General features: G+C 58.4%; 14 protein-coding genes. 12 read left to right on the plus strand and 2 right to left on the minus strand.

Features of this window, described 5'->3' with window-relative positions:
• The first annotated feature begins 21 nt into the window (after nt 1–21).
• Both J3U88_RS12325 and J3U88_RS12330 read left to right on the plus strand, forming a co-directional pair.
• A complete protein-coding gene (locus J3U88_RS12325; RefSeq protein ID WP_207859066.1) occupies nt 22–1182 on the plus strand; it encodes a TolB family protein in 1161 nt (386 codons plus the stop codon).
• Complete coding sequence (locus tag J3U88_RS12330) at nt 1182–2348, plus strand: N-acetylmuramoyl-L-alanine amidase family protein (RefSeq protein ID WP_207859067.1); 1167 nt, start codon at nt 1182–1184, stop codon at nt 2346–2348. Before J3U88_RS12325 ends, J3U88_RS12330 begins: the two co-directional genes overlap by 1 nt.
• 194 nt (nt 2349–2542) lie before the next feature.
• Here J3U88_RS12330 and J3U88_RS12335 read toward each other — a convergent pair whose 3' ends face one another.
• Nucleotides 2543–3754, minus strand: a complete 1212-nt coding sequence (locus J3U88_RS12335) for a hypothetical protein (protein ID WP_207859068.1) — start codon at nt 3752–3754, stop codon at nt 2543–2545.
• Nucleotides 3755–3888: 134 nt separating this feature from the next.
• Between J3U88_RS12335 and J3U88_RS12340 the strand changes: the two genes are divergently transcribed.
• Together J3U88_RS12340 and J3U88_RS12345 are read left to right on the plus strand one after the other, a co-directional pair.
• On the plus strand, nt 3889–4929 hold the full coding sequence (locus J3U88_RS12340; RefSeq protein WP_207859069.1) for a sensor histidine kinase: 1041 nt from the start codon (nt 3889–3891) through the stop codon (nt 4927–4929).
• Nucleotides 4926–5663: a LytR/AlgR family response regulator transcription factor gene (locus tag J3U88_RS12345; RefSeq protein WP_207859070.1), complete on the plus strand. Its 738-nt coding sequence runs from the start codon at nt 4926–4928 to the stop codon at nt 5661–5663. Before J3U88_RS12340 ends, J3U88_RS12345 begins: the two co-directional genes overlap by 4 nt.
• 54 nt (nt 5664–5717) lie before the next feature.
• On the opposite strand, the gene J3U88_RS12350 is transcribed toward J3U88_RS12345, so the two are convergent.
• A complete protein-coding gene (locus tag J3U88_RS12350; RefSeq protein ID WP_207859071.1) occupies nt 5718–6365 on the minus strand; it encodes a hypothetical protein in 648 nt (215 codons plus the stop codon).
• Nucleotides 6366–6991: 626 nt separating this feature from the next.
• Here J3U88_RS12350 and J3U88_RS12355 point away from each other — a divergent pair.
• The 8 genes from J3U88_RS12355 (at nt 6992) to J3U88_RS12390 (ending at nt 15960) form a co-directional block, all read left to right on the plus strand.
• Nucleotides 6992–9040, plus strand: a complete 2049-nt coding sequence (locus tag J3U88_RS12355) for a type VI secretion system Vgr family protein (protein ID WP_207859072.1) — start codon at nt 6992–6994, stop codon at nt 9038–9040.
• Nucleotides 9041–9232: 192 nt separating this feature from the next.
• On the plus strand, nt 9233–10297 hold the full coding sequence (locus J3U88_RS12360; protein ID WP_207859073.1) for a DUF2169 family type VI secretion system accessory protein: 1065 nt from the start codon (nt 9233–9235) through the stop codon (nt 10295–10297).
• Nucleotides 10294–11343, plus strand: a complete 1050-nt coding sequence (locus J3U88_RS12365; RefSeq protein WP_207859074.1) for a beta-ketoacyl synthase N-terminal-like domain-containing protein — start codon at nt 10294–10296, stop codon at nt 11341–11343. Before J3U88_RS12360 ends, J3U88_RS12365 begins: the two co-directional genes overlap by 4 nt.
• A gap of 18 nt (nt 11344–11361) precedes the next feature.
• On the plus strand, nt 11362–11742 hold the full coding sequence (locus J3U88_RS12370; protein ID WP_207859075.1) for a DUF4150 domain-containing protein: 381 nt from the start codon (nt 11362–11364) through the stop codon (nt 11740–11742).
• 59 nt (nt 11743–11801) lie between these two features.
• On the plus strand, nt 11802–13325 hold the full coding sequence (locus J3U88_RS12375; RefSeq protein WP_207859076.1) for a hypothetical protein: 1524 nt from the start codon (nt 11802–11804) through the stop codon (nt 13323–13325).
• 139 nt (nt 13326–13464) lie between these two features.
• Nucleotides 13465–13959 carry a hypothetical protein gene (locus J3U88_RS12380; protein WP_207859077.1) on the plus strand — a complete coding sequence of 165 codons (495 nt, stop codon included), beginning with the start codon at nt 13465–13467 and terminating at the stop codon, nt 13957–13959.
• Nucleotides 13960–14003: 44 nt separating this feature from the next.
• The gene (locus tag J3U88_RS12385; protein WP_207859078.1) at nt 14004–14498 is read left to right on the plus strand and encodes a hypothetical protein; all 495 of its coding nucleotides are present in this window, start codon (nt 14004–14006) and stop codon (nt 14496–14498) included.
• Between the two features lie 34 nt (nt 14499–14532).
• On the plus strand, nt 14533–15960 hold the full coding sequence (locus tag J3U88_RS12390; protein ID WP_207859079.1) for a hypothetical protein: 1428 nt from the start codon (nt 14533–14535) through the stop codon (nt 15958–15960).
• The last annotated feature ends 18 nt before the right edge of the window (nt 15961–15978 follow it).

Here is a 15978-nt window from a genome sequence, read left to right on the forward strand (position 1 = left end):
ATTAAATCAGGAGTATTTCCAATGCATCATCTCTTTAAAACATGCCTGGCTTTATTAGGCTTGGCTTTGTTCTGCACTGTTTCCGCCCACGAAATCGGCTACCTCCACCATCGCGAAAACCAGTTCGCCATGCCGGTCAAACGCAAGGACATTCACCCGCGTCACACCTCGCTGCACGTTCAGGTCGCGCGGGCCGATGTCGCAAGCGTGCGCTACCAACTGTTCGACGGCACCCTGCTCGGTGAAAGTGAAGCGCCTTCAGCCGATTTCGGGGCCGTGGTTGCCTTCCCGCACGAGGGTTTGTTTGAAGTGACCGCCCTCGGGTTCGACGCCGACGGCAACCAGGTCGCAAAAACCTACGCCACCCTCCACATCGCCGAACGCCGTTTGGCCAACCAACCCCTGGAAGCCGCGCTGCCCGTTACCCCCCAAAAGGGATTCATGGCGCCGCTGTGGTCGCCGTCCGGTGAGCACTTGGTTTTTTCCGGCGAACAATACCGCGGCTTGTACTTGGTCAACATGAACACCCGCGCCAAGAAAGGATTTAGCATCACCACCTTGAGTGAGCAGGACATGGCCGGCTACAAACCCCAATGGCATCCCCACGAACAGGGCTTGTGGTTCCGTGACCAAGGCCAAACCGACAGCGAAACCCCCGCCAACGAAATCGACCTCGGCGGTAACAGCTTCGCCCGCGACAAACAAGAGCGCGAAGCCGCGGCCGAACCCACCCGTTTCAACATGGTGAACGACGAACTGTTCTTGACCGTGCGCGACGGCCAAACCCTGAAACGGCCCATCGCCTTAACCAACGGCGGCGACAAATTCTTCGGTCCGCAAGGCTCGCCGGACGGCACCAAGGTGCTTTACGAAGGCCTGACCAGTGGTTTGCACGTGTTGGATTTGGAAAGCGGTCAACGCATCCACATCGGCCAAGGCAACCACCCCTCCTGGGGTCCCGACAGCACCCGAATCTTCTTCGACATCTCAGAAGACGGCCACTACCACATCATCAACAGCGATTTGTTCGTTTACGATCTGAACACCAACACCACCACCCAACTGACCAACACCCCGGACCAACGGGAGCAACGACCCGCCGTCGCCAACGACGGTCGCCACATCGCCTATGACGCCGACGGTGCCGTGTTCGTCGCGGTGCTTCCGCAAGGGGGTGAGTAATGAAAACCTTGCTGCACATGATAACCGTCTTCTTGTTCATCGTGCTCGCCCCGTTGGCGGCCCAGCCCAAAATCTGCATCGACGCCGGCCACGGCGGTTCTGATCCCGGCGCGGTCGGCAACGGCCTGCGTGAATCCGACATCAACCTCGACATCGCCCTTAAGTTGCGCTCCTTGCTGAACGCCGACACCGCCGATACCTCGGGTGGTTCGAGCTGGCGCGTGTTGATGGTGCGCACCGGTGATACCAGCGTCAGTCTGGCCGGCCGCACCGCCTACGCCAACAGCAACGGCGCCAACCGGTTCATCTCCATCCACGCCAATTCCTTTAGCGTCGCAAGCGCCAACGGCACCGAAACCTTTCGTTACCGCAACGGCAGCACCAACTCGCGTTTGTTGCAAACCGCGATTCATGAAGAGCTGATCGACGCGGGCGGTTTGCGCGACCGCGGCATTAAAACCGCCGGTTTTTACGTGTTGCGCTATACCTCCATGCCCGCGATGCTCTCCGAACAGGGTTTCGTTTCCAACAGCGGCGATGCGGCCGAAATGGCCAAAGGCGCCTGGCGCACGGACATGGCCAAGGCCCACATGTACGGTTTGCAACGCCACTACGGCGTGGCCGCCTACGATCCGACCCAAAGCGTCGAGCGCGGTACCGTCACCCTGAACATGGGCGACACCGCGCTGAACCCGGTCCGCCTGCGCGCGCGCAGCAGCGGCGACGTGGTTCGCGTCGCCTACCTCGCCGACGACCGCTGGCCCGTGGGTGAATCCGCCAACGCCGCCGGCGGTTACGCCGTCGACACCCGTTTCTACACCGTCGGCCAACGCAAAATCACCGTTATCGGTTACGGCGCAAGCGGCCGTGAGCTGGCACGCGACAGCCGCACCGTGACCGTTCAGAACAGTGCCTTTGTGTTCACCACCCCGTCCGTCACCGACAACCCCGTCGCCTTGACGGCACAAGGTGATGCGAACGTGGCAAGCGTGCGTTACTACGCCAACGATACCTACCTGCTGGGAAGCAGCAGCAACCGCAACAGCGATTTCCCGGTCAGCTACCGCTTTAACTTCACCGGCACGCGTTCCCTTTCCGCCGTGGCCTTCGACAGCAACGGCAATGAAATCAACCGCGTGGATCACCAAATCCAAATCAACGACTAGAAACTATGCAGCGTCGCTTGCCAAAGCTTTTGGTGCGCTTCGCGCAATATCGTTTCTCGCCACACGTATATATATAATGTAGAAAGGTGGGTCCCCGCGACCCACCTTTTTTTGTTCCGACTGGAAATCGGGTTAACCCGCGATTCTCACAAGGCTTTCAGCTTCTCGCGGCGAATCCTTGTGAAAACCGCGGGTTAGTCAATCGGTTCCTCTGCAGCGTCCAGTTTCTCGGTTTCGATCAGGGTTCCGTCGCCATCGTAGCTGAACCGTTCCACCGCCGCTTTTTTCCAGGTATTTAGGGTCAAGTTCCCCGCGGCGTCGTAATAACGGGTTTCCCGCCGCAACCCACGCTTATCGCGGGTATACAGCTCTCGCGCCACCCCGTCGCCGTTCTCGGCAACCTTGCCGGTCGCATCCAAATAGGTGCGGCCCATCAGCCACAAGCCCGAGGGATCCCAATCAAACCGCATGGTTGCATAACCAAAACGGCCGACCTTTGCCTTTTTGTCGGCGCCCCGCAAGGTACGCGTCAGTTGGTTGCCGTTGGCGTCATAAGTCATATCCCAACGTTCCGCGCCGGAATAATGTTCTTTGGCGGCGCCGTTTTTGCCAAAAAACACAATCTCTTTGCGATTTTTCGAAAGTTCGTACCACTCCCCCGCGGTGCCCGTCGGCCCCAATGCCGGCTTACCCGCCGCATCGTACACTTCCCAACGCATGAACAACCCTTGCGAACCATAGAAGTAGCGGTACTGGGCGGCCCCGGAAGGCGCGTTCAAGAGTTGGTTGTTTTCATCCAAGTTTTGCATCAGGCTCAAATGCCCGTCGGGACCAAAAGTCATTCGAATCCGCTTAAATTCAAAGCCGGGGCGATGGCTTTTGAGGGTTCCTGCTTGGTCGACGCGGGTCTCAATCACACTGCCGTCGAGCCCATGCTCCCAATGATAAGCGTAATTTCCCCAACTGTTTTCAATCCGCTTCCCAGCCTTGTCGAAGAACATCAGCTCAAGCGGACGACCGTGATCATCAACCTGATAGACCTTCTCCCAAACCTTACCCCAACCCGTGGTGCGTTTCCCTTCGCGGTTGTAGAAGCGATGAATCTGTCGGTTCTCCTTATAATGAACGGTGGTGCGAACCGCGTGAACGTAGAGGGCCAAAAGCGCGCCTTCCGAATCTTTAAAATGCTCGCCGAGTTTGGTTTGGATCTCGATCAAACGCCCCTGGCCGTCATAAGTTGCCGCCACATGGACCCGCTTGGCCGCCTCCTCCGGCGTCAAGGGCAGGGCGCCCATAAAGGGTTGCAGCGGTGATTCCCAAAACGGCAAAGCGCCGTAATACCGCGTCGTTTGCGCCTCACCCACGCCCGTCATCAAACACAAAAACACAACACACCACAATCGCATGGTCACTCCTTCAATGGATGTCGAAGGGGATTTACGGGGAGGCCGCGCGCAAGGATGCCGGCTTTGCGATAAGCGGTCGCTTTTTTGCGATTTTTGGTAAGCGCATCTCGCGCGGCCTCGCATAGAATAACCCCATGCGCTTCTCTTTTTTATCCGTGCAAATCGCGGTCTGGGTCGGCTTCGCCCTGCTGACCCGTTTCACCTGGCTGAATACCCGTCCCCCTTCCTGGACCTGGATTTTCTGCTATATGGGCTTGGGTTTGGCCGCCGCCTATGCCTTCCGACCGCTCATCCTCTTCTTGACCCGCCGACCTATCCCCGTCCAGATGGGCGGCATGCTCCTCGGCGCGCTGACGCTTGGTTTGCTGTGGCGCCTCCTGTTTAACAGCCTGGAATATCACGTTTTGGAATCGGCCAACAACGCCTTCAAATTTTGGGGTTACTTCCACAACGGCAAATCTTCCGTGGTGCAACTGCTCGCCTGGGGCTTCGGCTACCAGGGTTTTCTCCTCTACCACGGCCGCCTCGAATCCCAAAAAAACGCCGCCGAGGCACAGGCCTTGGCCCAGGAGGCCAAGTTACGCCTGCTCCAGTACCAAATCCAACCGCACTTCCTGTTCAACACCCTTTCCAGTCTCGACACCTTGCTCGCCACCCAACGCACCGAACAAGCACGCGCCTTGCTCGGCGAACTGGTCCGCTTTTTTCGGTTCGCCGTGGATCAAGCCGTTCGCGACGTCAAAAACGTGCCGCTTGCACAAGAGCTGGCCTGGATTCAGGCCTACCTCGCCGTTGAGAAACGGCGCTTCGGTGATCGCCTGCGCCTGGATTGGCAGGTAACAGGCACCGCTTCCACGCCCGTGCCCGCCGGAATACTCATGCCCCTGATTGAAAACGCGCTAAAACACGGCATCCATCCCGCCGTCAACGGTGGTGACCTGGTCGTCAAGGCGGAAGAGCAGGACGACGCCTGGGTTGTTACCATCACCAACAGCCTCGCGCCCGCGGGGACAACCAAAACCTACGCGGAAAAAACCGGGTTGGGCCTCAAAAATACCGCCGAACGGATGGCCCACGCTTATCCCGCCCAACACCTTTTCGTTTTTCGCAAAGATGCCGATACCTTTGAGGCACAATGCCATTTCCCCAAGGAACCGGAGGGCTCAGGCGTTTGAAGGTATTAATTGTCGATGATGAAGCGCTCGCGCGAGAAGCCGTCCGCCTACGCCTGGCAACTTATGCGGACGTCACCATCGTGGGCGAGGCCGACAACGGCTCGGACGCCTTGGTGCTCATCGATCACCTGCAGCCGGACACCGTCTTTCTCGACATCGAAATGCCAGGCGGGAACGGCCTGGATTTGGCAAAAGCCGTGGCGGATCGCGCGCATCTCAAGGTGGTGTTTATCACGGCCTATGCGAACTACGCGCACCAAGCCTTTCGCGTCGATGCCGTGGATTACCTGCTCAAGCCGATTCGGGACGATCAATTTGCCGACATGATGGCCAAGTGCCGCCGCCGACCGGTCAAAACAGCACCGCCGCGCCCCAGCGAACCCGAACGCTATTTGGCAAGGCTGGCGCTTAAGGAGGGAGAGGAAACCCACATGGTTCCGGTAACACGGATTGAGTCGATTGTGTCGGCGGGCGATTACCTCTGCATCCGCGTGTTTGATGATCGCGGAACCAAGGTGTTTATTCACCGCGCCACCCTAAAGAAACTGGAAACCTTGCTGGACCCCAACCTGTTTCAACGTTGCCACCGATCCCACCTGGTCAACATCCAGCGGATCGGCGCCTTCACACGGGAGCCCGACACCCTGGTCGCCCTAAGCGGCGAAGCCCATCCGGTCAGCCGTCGTTTTCTAGCGCGGGTCAAATCACGTTTTCCCCGTTTGGGACAGCCGTGACCCGTCCGAACAGCGGTTTTGTTCGCTCCGCTGCCAAGGACAGCGCAAGGAACATCACTGAGTCACCTCCACCCATTCTGCCTGGGAATGGGCAAGTATTCCTCTTTTCCAAGCGGCTAGATCGTCGTTTTTTTGGGTAGCACCCGATACGTCAACCGAAAAGTCTCGAGCGACTTTGGCGGTAATTTTGCGACCCACCGGCGTTAACTCGGCCAGGGATTCCGCGATGATCGTCGCACTCACCATCCGCGACAAAGCTTGGCTAAAATTCATCACCTCAATCGCTTGGGCATCGGTGACGGTGCCGGTTTTCTTGACTTCCAGAAGGATTTCTTTTACGAGGCTATCGCTGGTGAAATAAGCGCCTAACTTCTCCTGGTTGCGTTCGTTGAAATCACGCATGCTTTCCTGAAGAACCAAGAAATCGCTTTGTTGGAGACCTGCTTCAAACAGAGCCTTGCGCACAACCGGGGAGCCGTTTTCGATTTGCCCAAACAGGATCATGTACCGAACCAAGTCCGACTGGTGATCAACAGGAATGGAAACGAATTCTCGTTTGGACGTTTGACGCAAAGCTTCAATCCGCTGCTCCTGTAAATTGGCATTTTCGACCAATTCTGCTCGAATCGTCTCCACCAAAGAAGGCTCCGGCGGTGATTGAACCAGAACCATTAAAATAAGAAGAACCATATAACGCTCCATATTTCTTTTTAGGGCTGCTCGGGAGCCTTGCTTTTGAGTTAAAGGTGAAAACCAAGCTACCCAGAGAAAAGGACACCCATAAATTAATAGCGTATTCCAGCACAAAATTTATCAGCCACTCTAGAAGAAAAAGCGAATCAGAGCAAAAAAGCGCACTCCCCTCTCGAAAAAAAACTCGGCAAATAAAATCCCTTTCACAGGCTCGAACGGTTTTGGAGCTGGATCAGTGACAGGTTCAGCCAGTTCTGCATTCGGAACACCTGTTCGGAAACACCCAGGAACCGCTTACACCAAAATTCCAGCTTACCGGCGGCACAAGGATCACTGATCACGAAACAACGTGACTTTTGCCACGCAATAGCATGACCCTTGAATCGAACAACCGACACGCTGAGAAAAAAGGATCGCCGCCTTGCCTTGCCCGCGTTGTTCTTTAATCCCGGCCAAACACTTTGCGGCCCATCACTTTTCAGGTCAGCCCTCATGGCGGATCCAGCCGGCACAACACCCCCATCGCCACGACGCCCCCGGCTTTTTACGCGGTTCGAACGATTAACTACCAATCCTGGCCCGAACCTTGCAAATTTCGTGAGGCGATATGATAGACACAATGGAGGTACCGTTCATTGAGCGCGATCAAAAACAACGTCGCCGATCTGCTGTGGAAAAGTCCGGGTTCTAAAATCCAGATTCTCTCGCTGCAAGGTCACGAGGCACTCTCCCAACTGTATGTTTTCAAAGCACTTATTAAAACCCGTGACGCGGGTCTGAGTTTTGCCCAAATGCTCGACAAAGAAGTCAGCATCGTCATGATGGCGGGACCCGAACTCACCTCGGAACGTCACTTCTCCGGGATCATCACCAAATTTTCCCAAGCACGCACCCACCACGGCGACGTCGATGCCTCAAATGATAAGTGGTACACCTACCACGTCGAATTTCGCCCTAAATTCTGGCTGACCACCAAACAGTCCGCCTCCAAGGTGTTTCAGGAAAAAACCTCCAAGGACATCATTACCGAGGTCCTCGGGGACTCCGGTGTGGCCCACGAATGGAAACTGCAGAGCGACCCACCCGAACGCATCTACACCCTGCAATACGAAGAATCCGATTTCAACTTCATCAGCCGCCTGCTCGAACACGACGGCATCAATTATTTCTTCGACCACAAGGCCAAAAAAGTCGTGTTCACCGATTACCCCGCCGGCTTCCCCGACTGCACCCCCACCAGCAACGCCAAGTACGACGAAGAAGTCGGCATGGTCTACGCCATGGGCGAGGACGAGGTGGTCAGCGATTTCACCTACGAAGAAACCATCGGTACCGGCAAAGTTGTGCTCAACGACTACTTCTATGAAGCCGCGCAAAGTGACCAAAAAGTCACCGAGGTCGAGGGCGCCGTCCCCAACTTCAGCAAACTCGAACAGTACGAACACACACAAAACTACGACAACGTCGCGCTCGGCACCGTTTACGCCCGCATCCGCAAAGAGGAAAACATCACCACCTCCAAAGCGGCCCACGGTCGCGCCACCTGCCGCTCTTTCTGTCCCGGCCACATTTTCACCCTGGAAAAACACTTCCGCGGCGAATGCAACCGTCGCTGGATCCTGACCGAAACCCGTTACAACCTGGAGCAGGGCCACTTCTCGGTACACTTTAGCGCCATCGCCGCCGACGTCAAGGTTCGCCCGGAACGCGTCACGCCCAAACCCCGCATCTACGGCGTGCAAACCGCCGAGGTCACCGGTCCCCCGGGCGCCAAGGTGTACCTCGACGACCTGGGCCGCTGTAAGTTGCAGTTCCACTGGGACCGCGAAGGGTCCAAAAACGACCGCTCCTCCATGTGGGTTCGGGTTTCCAACAACTATGCCGGCAAAGATTACGGCATCCAGTGGATCCCGCGTATCGGCCACGAGGTACTCGTCAGCTTTGTCAACGGCGATCCCGACCTGCCCGTGGTCACCGGTCGCGTTTACAACAACTACAACACCCCACCGCTGGGCCCCGCGCAAAAATGGCAAAACATTATTAAAACCATTAAAGACAACCACATTATGTTCGACGATCAGGACGGTAAAGAGCTGGTCGACATTCGCGCCGAAAAAGACATGAACACCCACGTACTCAACGACAACACGCGCACCGTCGACCACGACGAAACCATCGTCATCGGCAACAACCGCAGCATTGAAGTCGGCAAGCAGCACGATGAAGAAATCGGCACCTCCATGAACATCCATATCGGAAAGAACTTGGCCGAAACCGTTGGCGGCCAATACACAGAGAACGTCGCCAAGGATTACAAAATCGCCGTCGACAAGAACATGCAGCGCCGGGTCAAAGGCGAAGACTTGATCAAAATCGACAAGGAAGCTTCGCTGAGTGTCGGCAAAAAGTACACCGTTGGGGTCGGTAAGGATTATTTCCTCGACGTTGCCGCCAACGGCAAGATGGATTTTGGCAAAAAGCTCAATGTCTACTCCAAGAAAGACATGAACTTCACCTGCGACAAAAAAGCCGTTTTGAAAATCAAAGACCAGCTCACCATCAAGGTGGGTTCCGTGACCGCCGTCCTCAAGAAAAACGGCGACATCACCGTGAAAGGCAAAAAGATGAACTTCAAGGCCTCATCCAAAATCAAGATGAAAGGCTCGAAGATCAACCAGAACTAACCGGGCGAAACGCCGTGGTTCCCATCGCGGCGTTTCCTCGTCTTGGTCCGTCACGGCGATTCCGCGAGCGTGGTAATTCTCGTCGTGGTCCTTACACGGCGATTCCTCTTTTGCTGCACGGGGGCTTCGGTTTAGAATCGCAGGTTCCCCTTTCTCAAACTCAATGCCGTTCCTTTCGGAAAGGATAAGCCTTTGCTCCAAATCGTGAACCAAACCCCCTTGGCCACCGGCTTCTCGTTTTTCACCGACAAAACCGGTGCCGAACGGGTCACCCTGGTGGTCAAAGCCCAACTCAACCTACCCGCCGACGGCGAGGCCGTTTCGCTTCATCCCGATCCTTGCGAGGTCCTGGTCCAAGACCTGTACCACGGCGAACCCGGCCAAAGTTCGCTACACCTCGCCGGTGAACTCGTGATGGAAAAAACCGCCACCGACGTCGCCCTGGTCGGCAGCGCCGTCGCACCCGGCGGCATCGCCGTCCCGCAAATGCCCGTTTCTCTGACCATCGGCGCGCAACAACACCGCCTCCTGGTCAGCGGGGATCGCACCTGGAAGCAAGACCTCTCCGGCGCCACCGAGCCCGTCCCTTTCGAAACCATGCCCATCACCTACGAACGCGCCTTCGGCGGAACCCTTCCGCCCGTCAAAGAAGATCAGGCGCCCGCCTATTGCCCAGAAAATCCCGTTGGGACAGGTTTTGCCACCAAACGGGCCGAGGCGCGCGGCGCCGCGCTGCCCAACATCGAAACCATCGACCAACCGCTCACCCACTGGCAGCAAAAACCGCCCGTGGCCGGTTTTGGTTTTATCGACACCAGCTGGCAACCGCGCATGGCGCTGGTCGGTACCTACGACGAGACCTGGCAACGCAACAAGGCCCCCCTCCTACCCGATGATTTTAACCCCGATTACTTTAACGCCGCCCATCCCGACCTGATCCACCAACCCTTCCTGCAAGGCGGCGAACGCGTGATCCTCGACGGCTTCCACGCCGACGGCCCGCGCACCTTCACCCTTCCCCAACTCCAACTTTCGGCAGCCTTTAACCTCGCCGGCAGCAAACATCCCACCGCTTTTGATCTTTGGCAAGTGGTCTTCCATCCCAACCAAAACCGCTTCACCATGGCCTGGGGTGCCGGTTTCGCCTTCGGCAAAATGCCCTCTCGCCTGCGCGAGGTCGTCATCGTCGACCGCAATCAATTCTTCGCGGCCGCCCCATCACTCGGCTCGGCCCAATCATCCGAGGTACCTTCATGAAAACGGTGATCACCGCGGTGAACAGCACCACCCCTGTCGGCACCGACGCCCTCGCCACCGCCCACTCCGTGCGCACCGGCATGGCCCGCATCGAAGAATCGAGCTTTTGGGACCGCGCCCGCCTGCCCGTCGATTGGAGCCGCATCGAATACCTTTCCGATTACGAGGTCAACCTTGCGCGCCAGCAAGTCGTCGGGAACTTTTGCCTCGACACCCTCATCGAACAACTCAGCGAACAGGGGCGCCGTTTCGAGAACCTGTACCTGCTCGTCGGTTTGGCCCATCCCGACCGACCCGGTCCGGCCTACGCCGCCAAGGACCACGCGCTCCTCGATGAATGGTGCCGAAAGCTGGCGCCCCTCGCCAACGCCGTTTCTGCCGAACCGTTTCAGCAAGGCCACGCCGCCGTGGCCCACGCCGCCGACCGCGCCCGTCAGATCCTCGCCGACCAACCCGAATCGGCCTGTCTGATCGGCGGTTACGACAGCTTGCTCGATCCGCAAACCCTGCAATTCTTTTCCAAAGCGGACCGCTTGTTATCCGAGGCCTACGGGCGCCAACACGGCTTCGCCCCCGGCGAAGGTTGCGCGTTTTTCCTCGTGGAAACCGAGGAACGAGCCCGCCGCGCGGAAACACCGATCCTTGCCGAACTCGCCGGCGCCGGCCACGGCTTTGAACCCGGCTCCATCGTCAGCGACCAGCCCAACACCGCCAAAGCCCTCACCGATTGCTGCCGCGCCGTGCTTGAGGCGGCCGATCCCGAACCCGTTATCGCCCAAGTTTACAGCGACCTCAACGGCGAGTATTTCCGCACCAAGGAATGGAACTACGTTTCCATCCGCCTCTTCGGCCAACGGGACGAACTGCCCGTCCACCATCCCGCCGAGTACTACGGCACCGTCGGCGCGGCCGGCGGCGCCGTGCTCGCCAACCTCGCCACCATTGGTTACCAAAACGGCTGGATCCAGGGCGACAGTTTGATTTTCTGCAGCGACGATCACGGTGACCGCGGCGCCATCCTGTTGCGCCCGGCCCCAACCCCATAACACCCCAAGGAGGAACCCATGCCATCTACCGTCTTCGCCAACATGATGGGCGTTTCCCACAAGGGAAGCGGCGCCAAAAGCCTCGTTTTCCCAGATGTGTGCAAAACCCCAACCCCCGGCGGCCCGGTCCCCATCCCCTACCCCAACCTGGCCCAATCGATGCACCTCGCCAAAGGCTCGAAAACGGTCAAGGTCCAGGGCAAATCCGCCACCATCAAAGGCTGTAACTACTCCATGAGTGTGTGCGACGAACCCGGTACCCTCGGCGGTATCATTTCCGGCACCTTTAAAAACAAAGCCGAGTTCGTGCTCTACTCATTTAATGTCAAGTACGAGAACAAAAACGTCTGCCGCATGTCGGACCTGATGTTCCACAACAAGAAAAACATCGTCGGTTAGCCCCCCCTCTTGCCAACCCTTATTCATATAGTTCCAAGTAGTTACGAGGATGTTCACGTATGACCAATATTGATTCCGTCGACGCCCCCGCGCCGGCAAAAGAAGAAAAAGTCGAACCCAAACTCATCTCCATTGACTTCCTCGACGGCGACGACGATACCGATGTGCCCCAGGACCGCAAGCAATGGGTCAACCTGCCACGCGACGCCAAATGGGTCGACGGCACCAACATCCCCAACATCGACCGCCTCACCGAGAAACCCCGCGTCAAGGTCCGGTTTGATGAGAAAGGTTCGCACCCATTTAAAGTTAAGTACGACCCCGGCGGAAGCAATCTGATTTACACCGGCGGAGAACAGGGCCGCAACCCGCTGTTCAAGTACGAGGAAACCCAGAAGAACTACACCACCGACGGGGACGGCACCAAAATCATCCCTACCGATTGGTTTATCAACGTGTGCGGCATGAACGTGTGGCGCCTCGAAGCCGAGGACGACAAAGGCAACAAAGCACAGAGCCACAACCTCATCGGCTGGCGCATGATTTACCTCGTCGAAGCCGTGATGACCGGGGTCACCGCCAACGCCGCCGCCAGCTTGGCCACCCTCACCGGGGAATACGCCAAACACGGCATTCACATTGACGTCTTGCCCCGGGTCAACATGACCCACATGGAGAACATCGGCGCCAACGACAGCGGCACCTTCATCAGCAACACCCGCACCGCCTACAACGGCTCCCAAGGCCCCGGCAAGGAACCCTACACCGTCGTGGTCGGGTACACCGACCACCTCGCCGTGCGCGACGATGCCGATCAATTCGTCGAGCCAGGGGTCGCCGCCGGACCCGGCACCGCCAAGTTCACCGTGCAAATTACCGACGGCTCCGGCAACGACAAGTTTTTGTGGAACAACATCGTCACCGGCGAAGATTGGTACGTGAGCTGCACCTTTTTGCCCGATCCACCGCCGCCGCCACCGGCGCCTGTCGCCCCGCACTCCGGGATTACCGGCTTTTTGTTGGGCCTGATCGGCATGAACAATCCCCCGCCCGCGCCGCCGGCACCGCCCGCGCCCGTCGCCGTCAACATTCCCAAGGCCGACTGCGTCGGCAAACCCAAATGGGCCGTGTTGCCCGACGCCCTTAACGCCGTCGAAATCGACCTCAGCGGTTTGCCGGCCGCCACCGGCACCCTCACCCTCACCGTCAACACCGTCAACCGTATGCGCGCCGGCTTGTCGTTTGGCGGCGGTAACCTGATCTGCGTCTGCACCAAGGCCTGGTGGCAGGTTTCAAGCGAAGCCGACCAGAACCAAGTCATGATTCACGAACTCGGCCACAAGATTTACATGGTCGTCGACGGCAGCGGGAAACAACCCGATGCGGTTGCCACCCAATACGACGGCAAAGGCCACGTCGGCAGCCACTGCTACTTCCCACTCGGCGTGCTGCCCTCCTACGGCGGCGTCGGCGGTTCCGGTTGCGTCATGTTCGGCGCCACCAACGGTGTCAGCGCCTTCTGCGTCAACTGCGATCCCGCCGTGAAGAAGATGGACATCAGCGATGGCTGGGCACGTCTCTAAGCCGAGGCAGCGGCGCGGTATTTGTGCCGTTCCGCGCCGCCTCGGCGCCCTGCTCCTGCTCCTCCTCCTTTGCCATTGCGGCCCATCACCCCAAACCGTCCCCGAACCGGCAACCCCGATCACCAAGGAGAATGACACCATGGCCTCCCAAGATCCCTGGCAAGACGTTAAGCTCAACCAAAACAACCCCTCGTCCTGTTCACCACCCCAGCCCGATCCCCACTGGCGCGGCCTCGTCATCAACGCGCCCAAGCAAGTAAAATTCAAAAAAGGCGGGATCATTGATGAATACGGCGCCTTCGCCGCCATTCCCCTGTGCACCTTTTACCGTTTTGACCTGCCCAACGTGCCCATCAGCGAGAATTACAGCATCACCGCCAAGGATCTGAAAACCGGCCAAATCTTCAAGGGCGACATCGTCGACCTGGATCCCGGTTCGGCCTTGCCACCCCCTTCCCTACCGGGCGCCGCGCCCACCCCACCGCCACGACCCGGCAGTGCCAAGGGCGGTTACATGAACCCCAACCTCGCCAATTTCCTCAACATCCCTCAAGAGTCGGCGACTTATGAGGTATTTATGAGCTACCGCGGCTTCAACTCCAACAAGGTCGTCATCGAGCTCATCAAACAATAAACACCACCGGTTCCCCTCGGTGCCGGTTAGCGCGAGGAGCCCTCGTGACCCACCATGACCCTTGGCTGAATGTGCCGCTCAACGAAGGCGGCCCCAACCCCATGTCGCCGCCGGATCCCGGCCCCACCTTTCGAGGGATCGTCATCACCGCACCCGAGCGCGTTGTTTTTAGGGCGGGTGAGGTCGTCGACGATACCGGCGCCTTCGCCGCCATTCCCGTCTGCGCCTACCACTGCTTCGACGTGCCCGCCGTGCCCATCGACGACCATTTCAAAATGCACGCGGTCGAGGTAAAAAGCGGAAAAAGTTACGAGGGTTTTATCGTGGCGCTGGATCCCGGTATCATGGTGCCCTGCCCCTTCGAGGACGCGGAACCCCTTAAACCGGAAGACGTGGAAGGCCTGGCCTCGGGCGGCTGGATCAATCCCAACCTGGCCAACTTCGTCCCGATCCCGCGGGAACCGGCGACCTACGAGGTTTTTATGAGTTTGCGGGGTTTCCAATCGAACCGGGTTAGGATTGAATTGATTCAAGAATAATAGGACGGCCCCGCTGTCCACGAAAGGCATCCCCATGCAGCAGCAACGCATCGCCGCATTTAAAGAAAACTTGTGTTTAGAGCACTTGGAAGAAGCATCCTTCCTCTTCGACCAACGCATCGCCCTCACCTGGGATTTGGAATTCACCTGGCCGGAACAAGCCGCCCAGGAAGAAAAGTTCGCAACCCACCTGGACGCCTTGTGTTCCATCGGCCAGGCCGCCTGGGACGTGATGCGCGAGTCGGCCGCACCAACCGACAGCGGCGAACTCTACACCGCCGTCGTGTTCTTTTGCCGCAAAGACAGCGCCAAGGACGTCGCCGAACTCATTCCCGTCGTCGACTACGAGGAACCCACCGTGACCGAGGCACTGCACAGCGCGCTGATGCAGCATTGCCCCAACGCCTGGGTCGAGGACCTCGCCGCCTGGGCCCAAGAAACCGAAGCCTTTCAGCCCATCTTTTACGAAATCGCCGCCCGTCGCGGCTGGCGCAAATATTACGACGCCCGCCCCTTGCGCGACCGCGGCCAGTGGCCCGCCTACGCGCGTTGCACCTTGCGGACCAACGCCCAAGCCGCGGCGCCGGAGCTCTTGGACGCCTACACGTGGAGCAAGGATTTCGACACCCGTTTCTACGCCGCCTTGACCATGATGCGCGCCGCCCACCAACCCTTCTTGCGCGGCGTGATGGAAAACACCGCCCCGGACGACGCGGGCCTGCTCACCCTCGCCCTGATGGGTTCGGCCCAAACCGCGGGGTTCTTGCTCAACCTTCCGCGGGCAAAGGAGCCATCACGCGCCTTCATCACCGCCCTCGCCCTGCTCGGCGACCCCATCGCCTGCCCCTGGCTAATCGCCCAACTCGAGGAAGACAACGAATGGGCCCCGGACGCGGCCCTCGCCCTCAACACCATCCTCGGCGGCTTTTTCACGGAAACCGTTTGGATCGAAGAAGAAGAGGACGAGGACGAGCTGATTGAGGAAGACGACGAGGACGACGAGGATGACGATTTCGAGCCAAGCGAACGCCTGATCACCCCCCTCGAGGACGACGACGACGACGACGAGGAAGAAGAGGAAGAGGAAGAAGACGATCCCGACGAAGACCCAAATCAAGCGCCGCAAGGCGAAGAGATCGAGCGTTTGAGCCAGGACCCAGCCATCTGGCGTCAACACCTGGAGCAACTCAAGCCGGAAAACAACGTCCGCTACCGCTACGGCAGCCCGGCAACCTTGCAAAGCGTGGTCGGCTCGTTGTTCGAGGCCCGCACGCCCAATTTCATGCGCGACCTCATTCTCCACGAATGCCTGACCCGCTACAACTTGGAGATCCCGATCACCGTGCTCACGCCGATCAACCACCAAATCGCCGTCGGCCGCAAGCTACTCGCCCAGCTCGAAGAACAAGGCAACCAACTCCCCCCGGGAAGCTGGACCTACCTCGGCAATCCCTATACGTAAAAACACCGAAACGCTGAT

The organism is Acanthopleuribacter pedis (assembly GCF_017377855.1).
Taxonomy (GTDB): domain Bacteria; phylum Acidobacteriota; class Holophagae; order Acanthopleuribacterales; family Acanthopleuribacteraceae; genus Acanthopleuribacter; species Acanthopleuribacter pedis.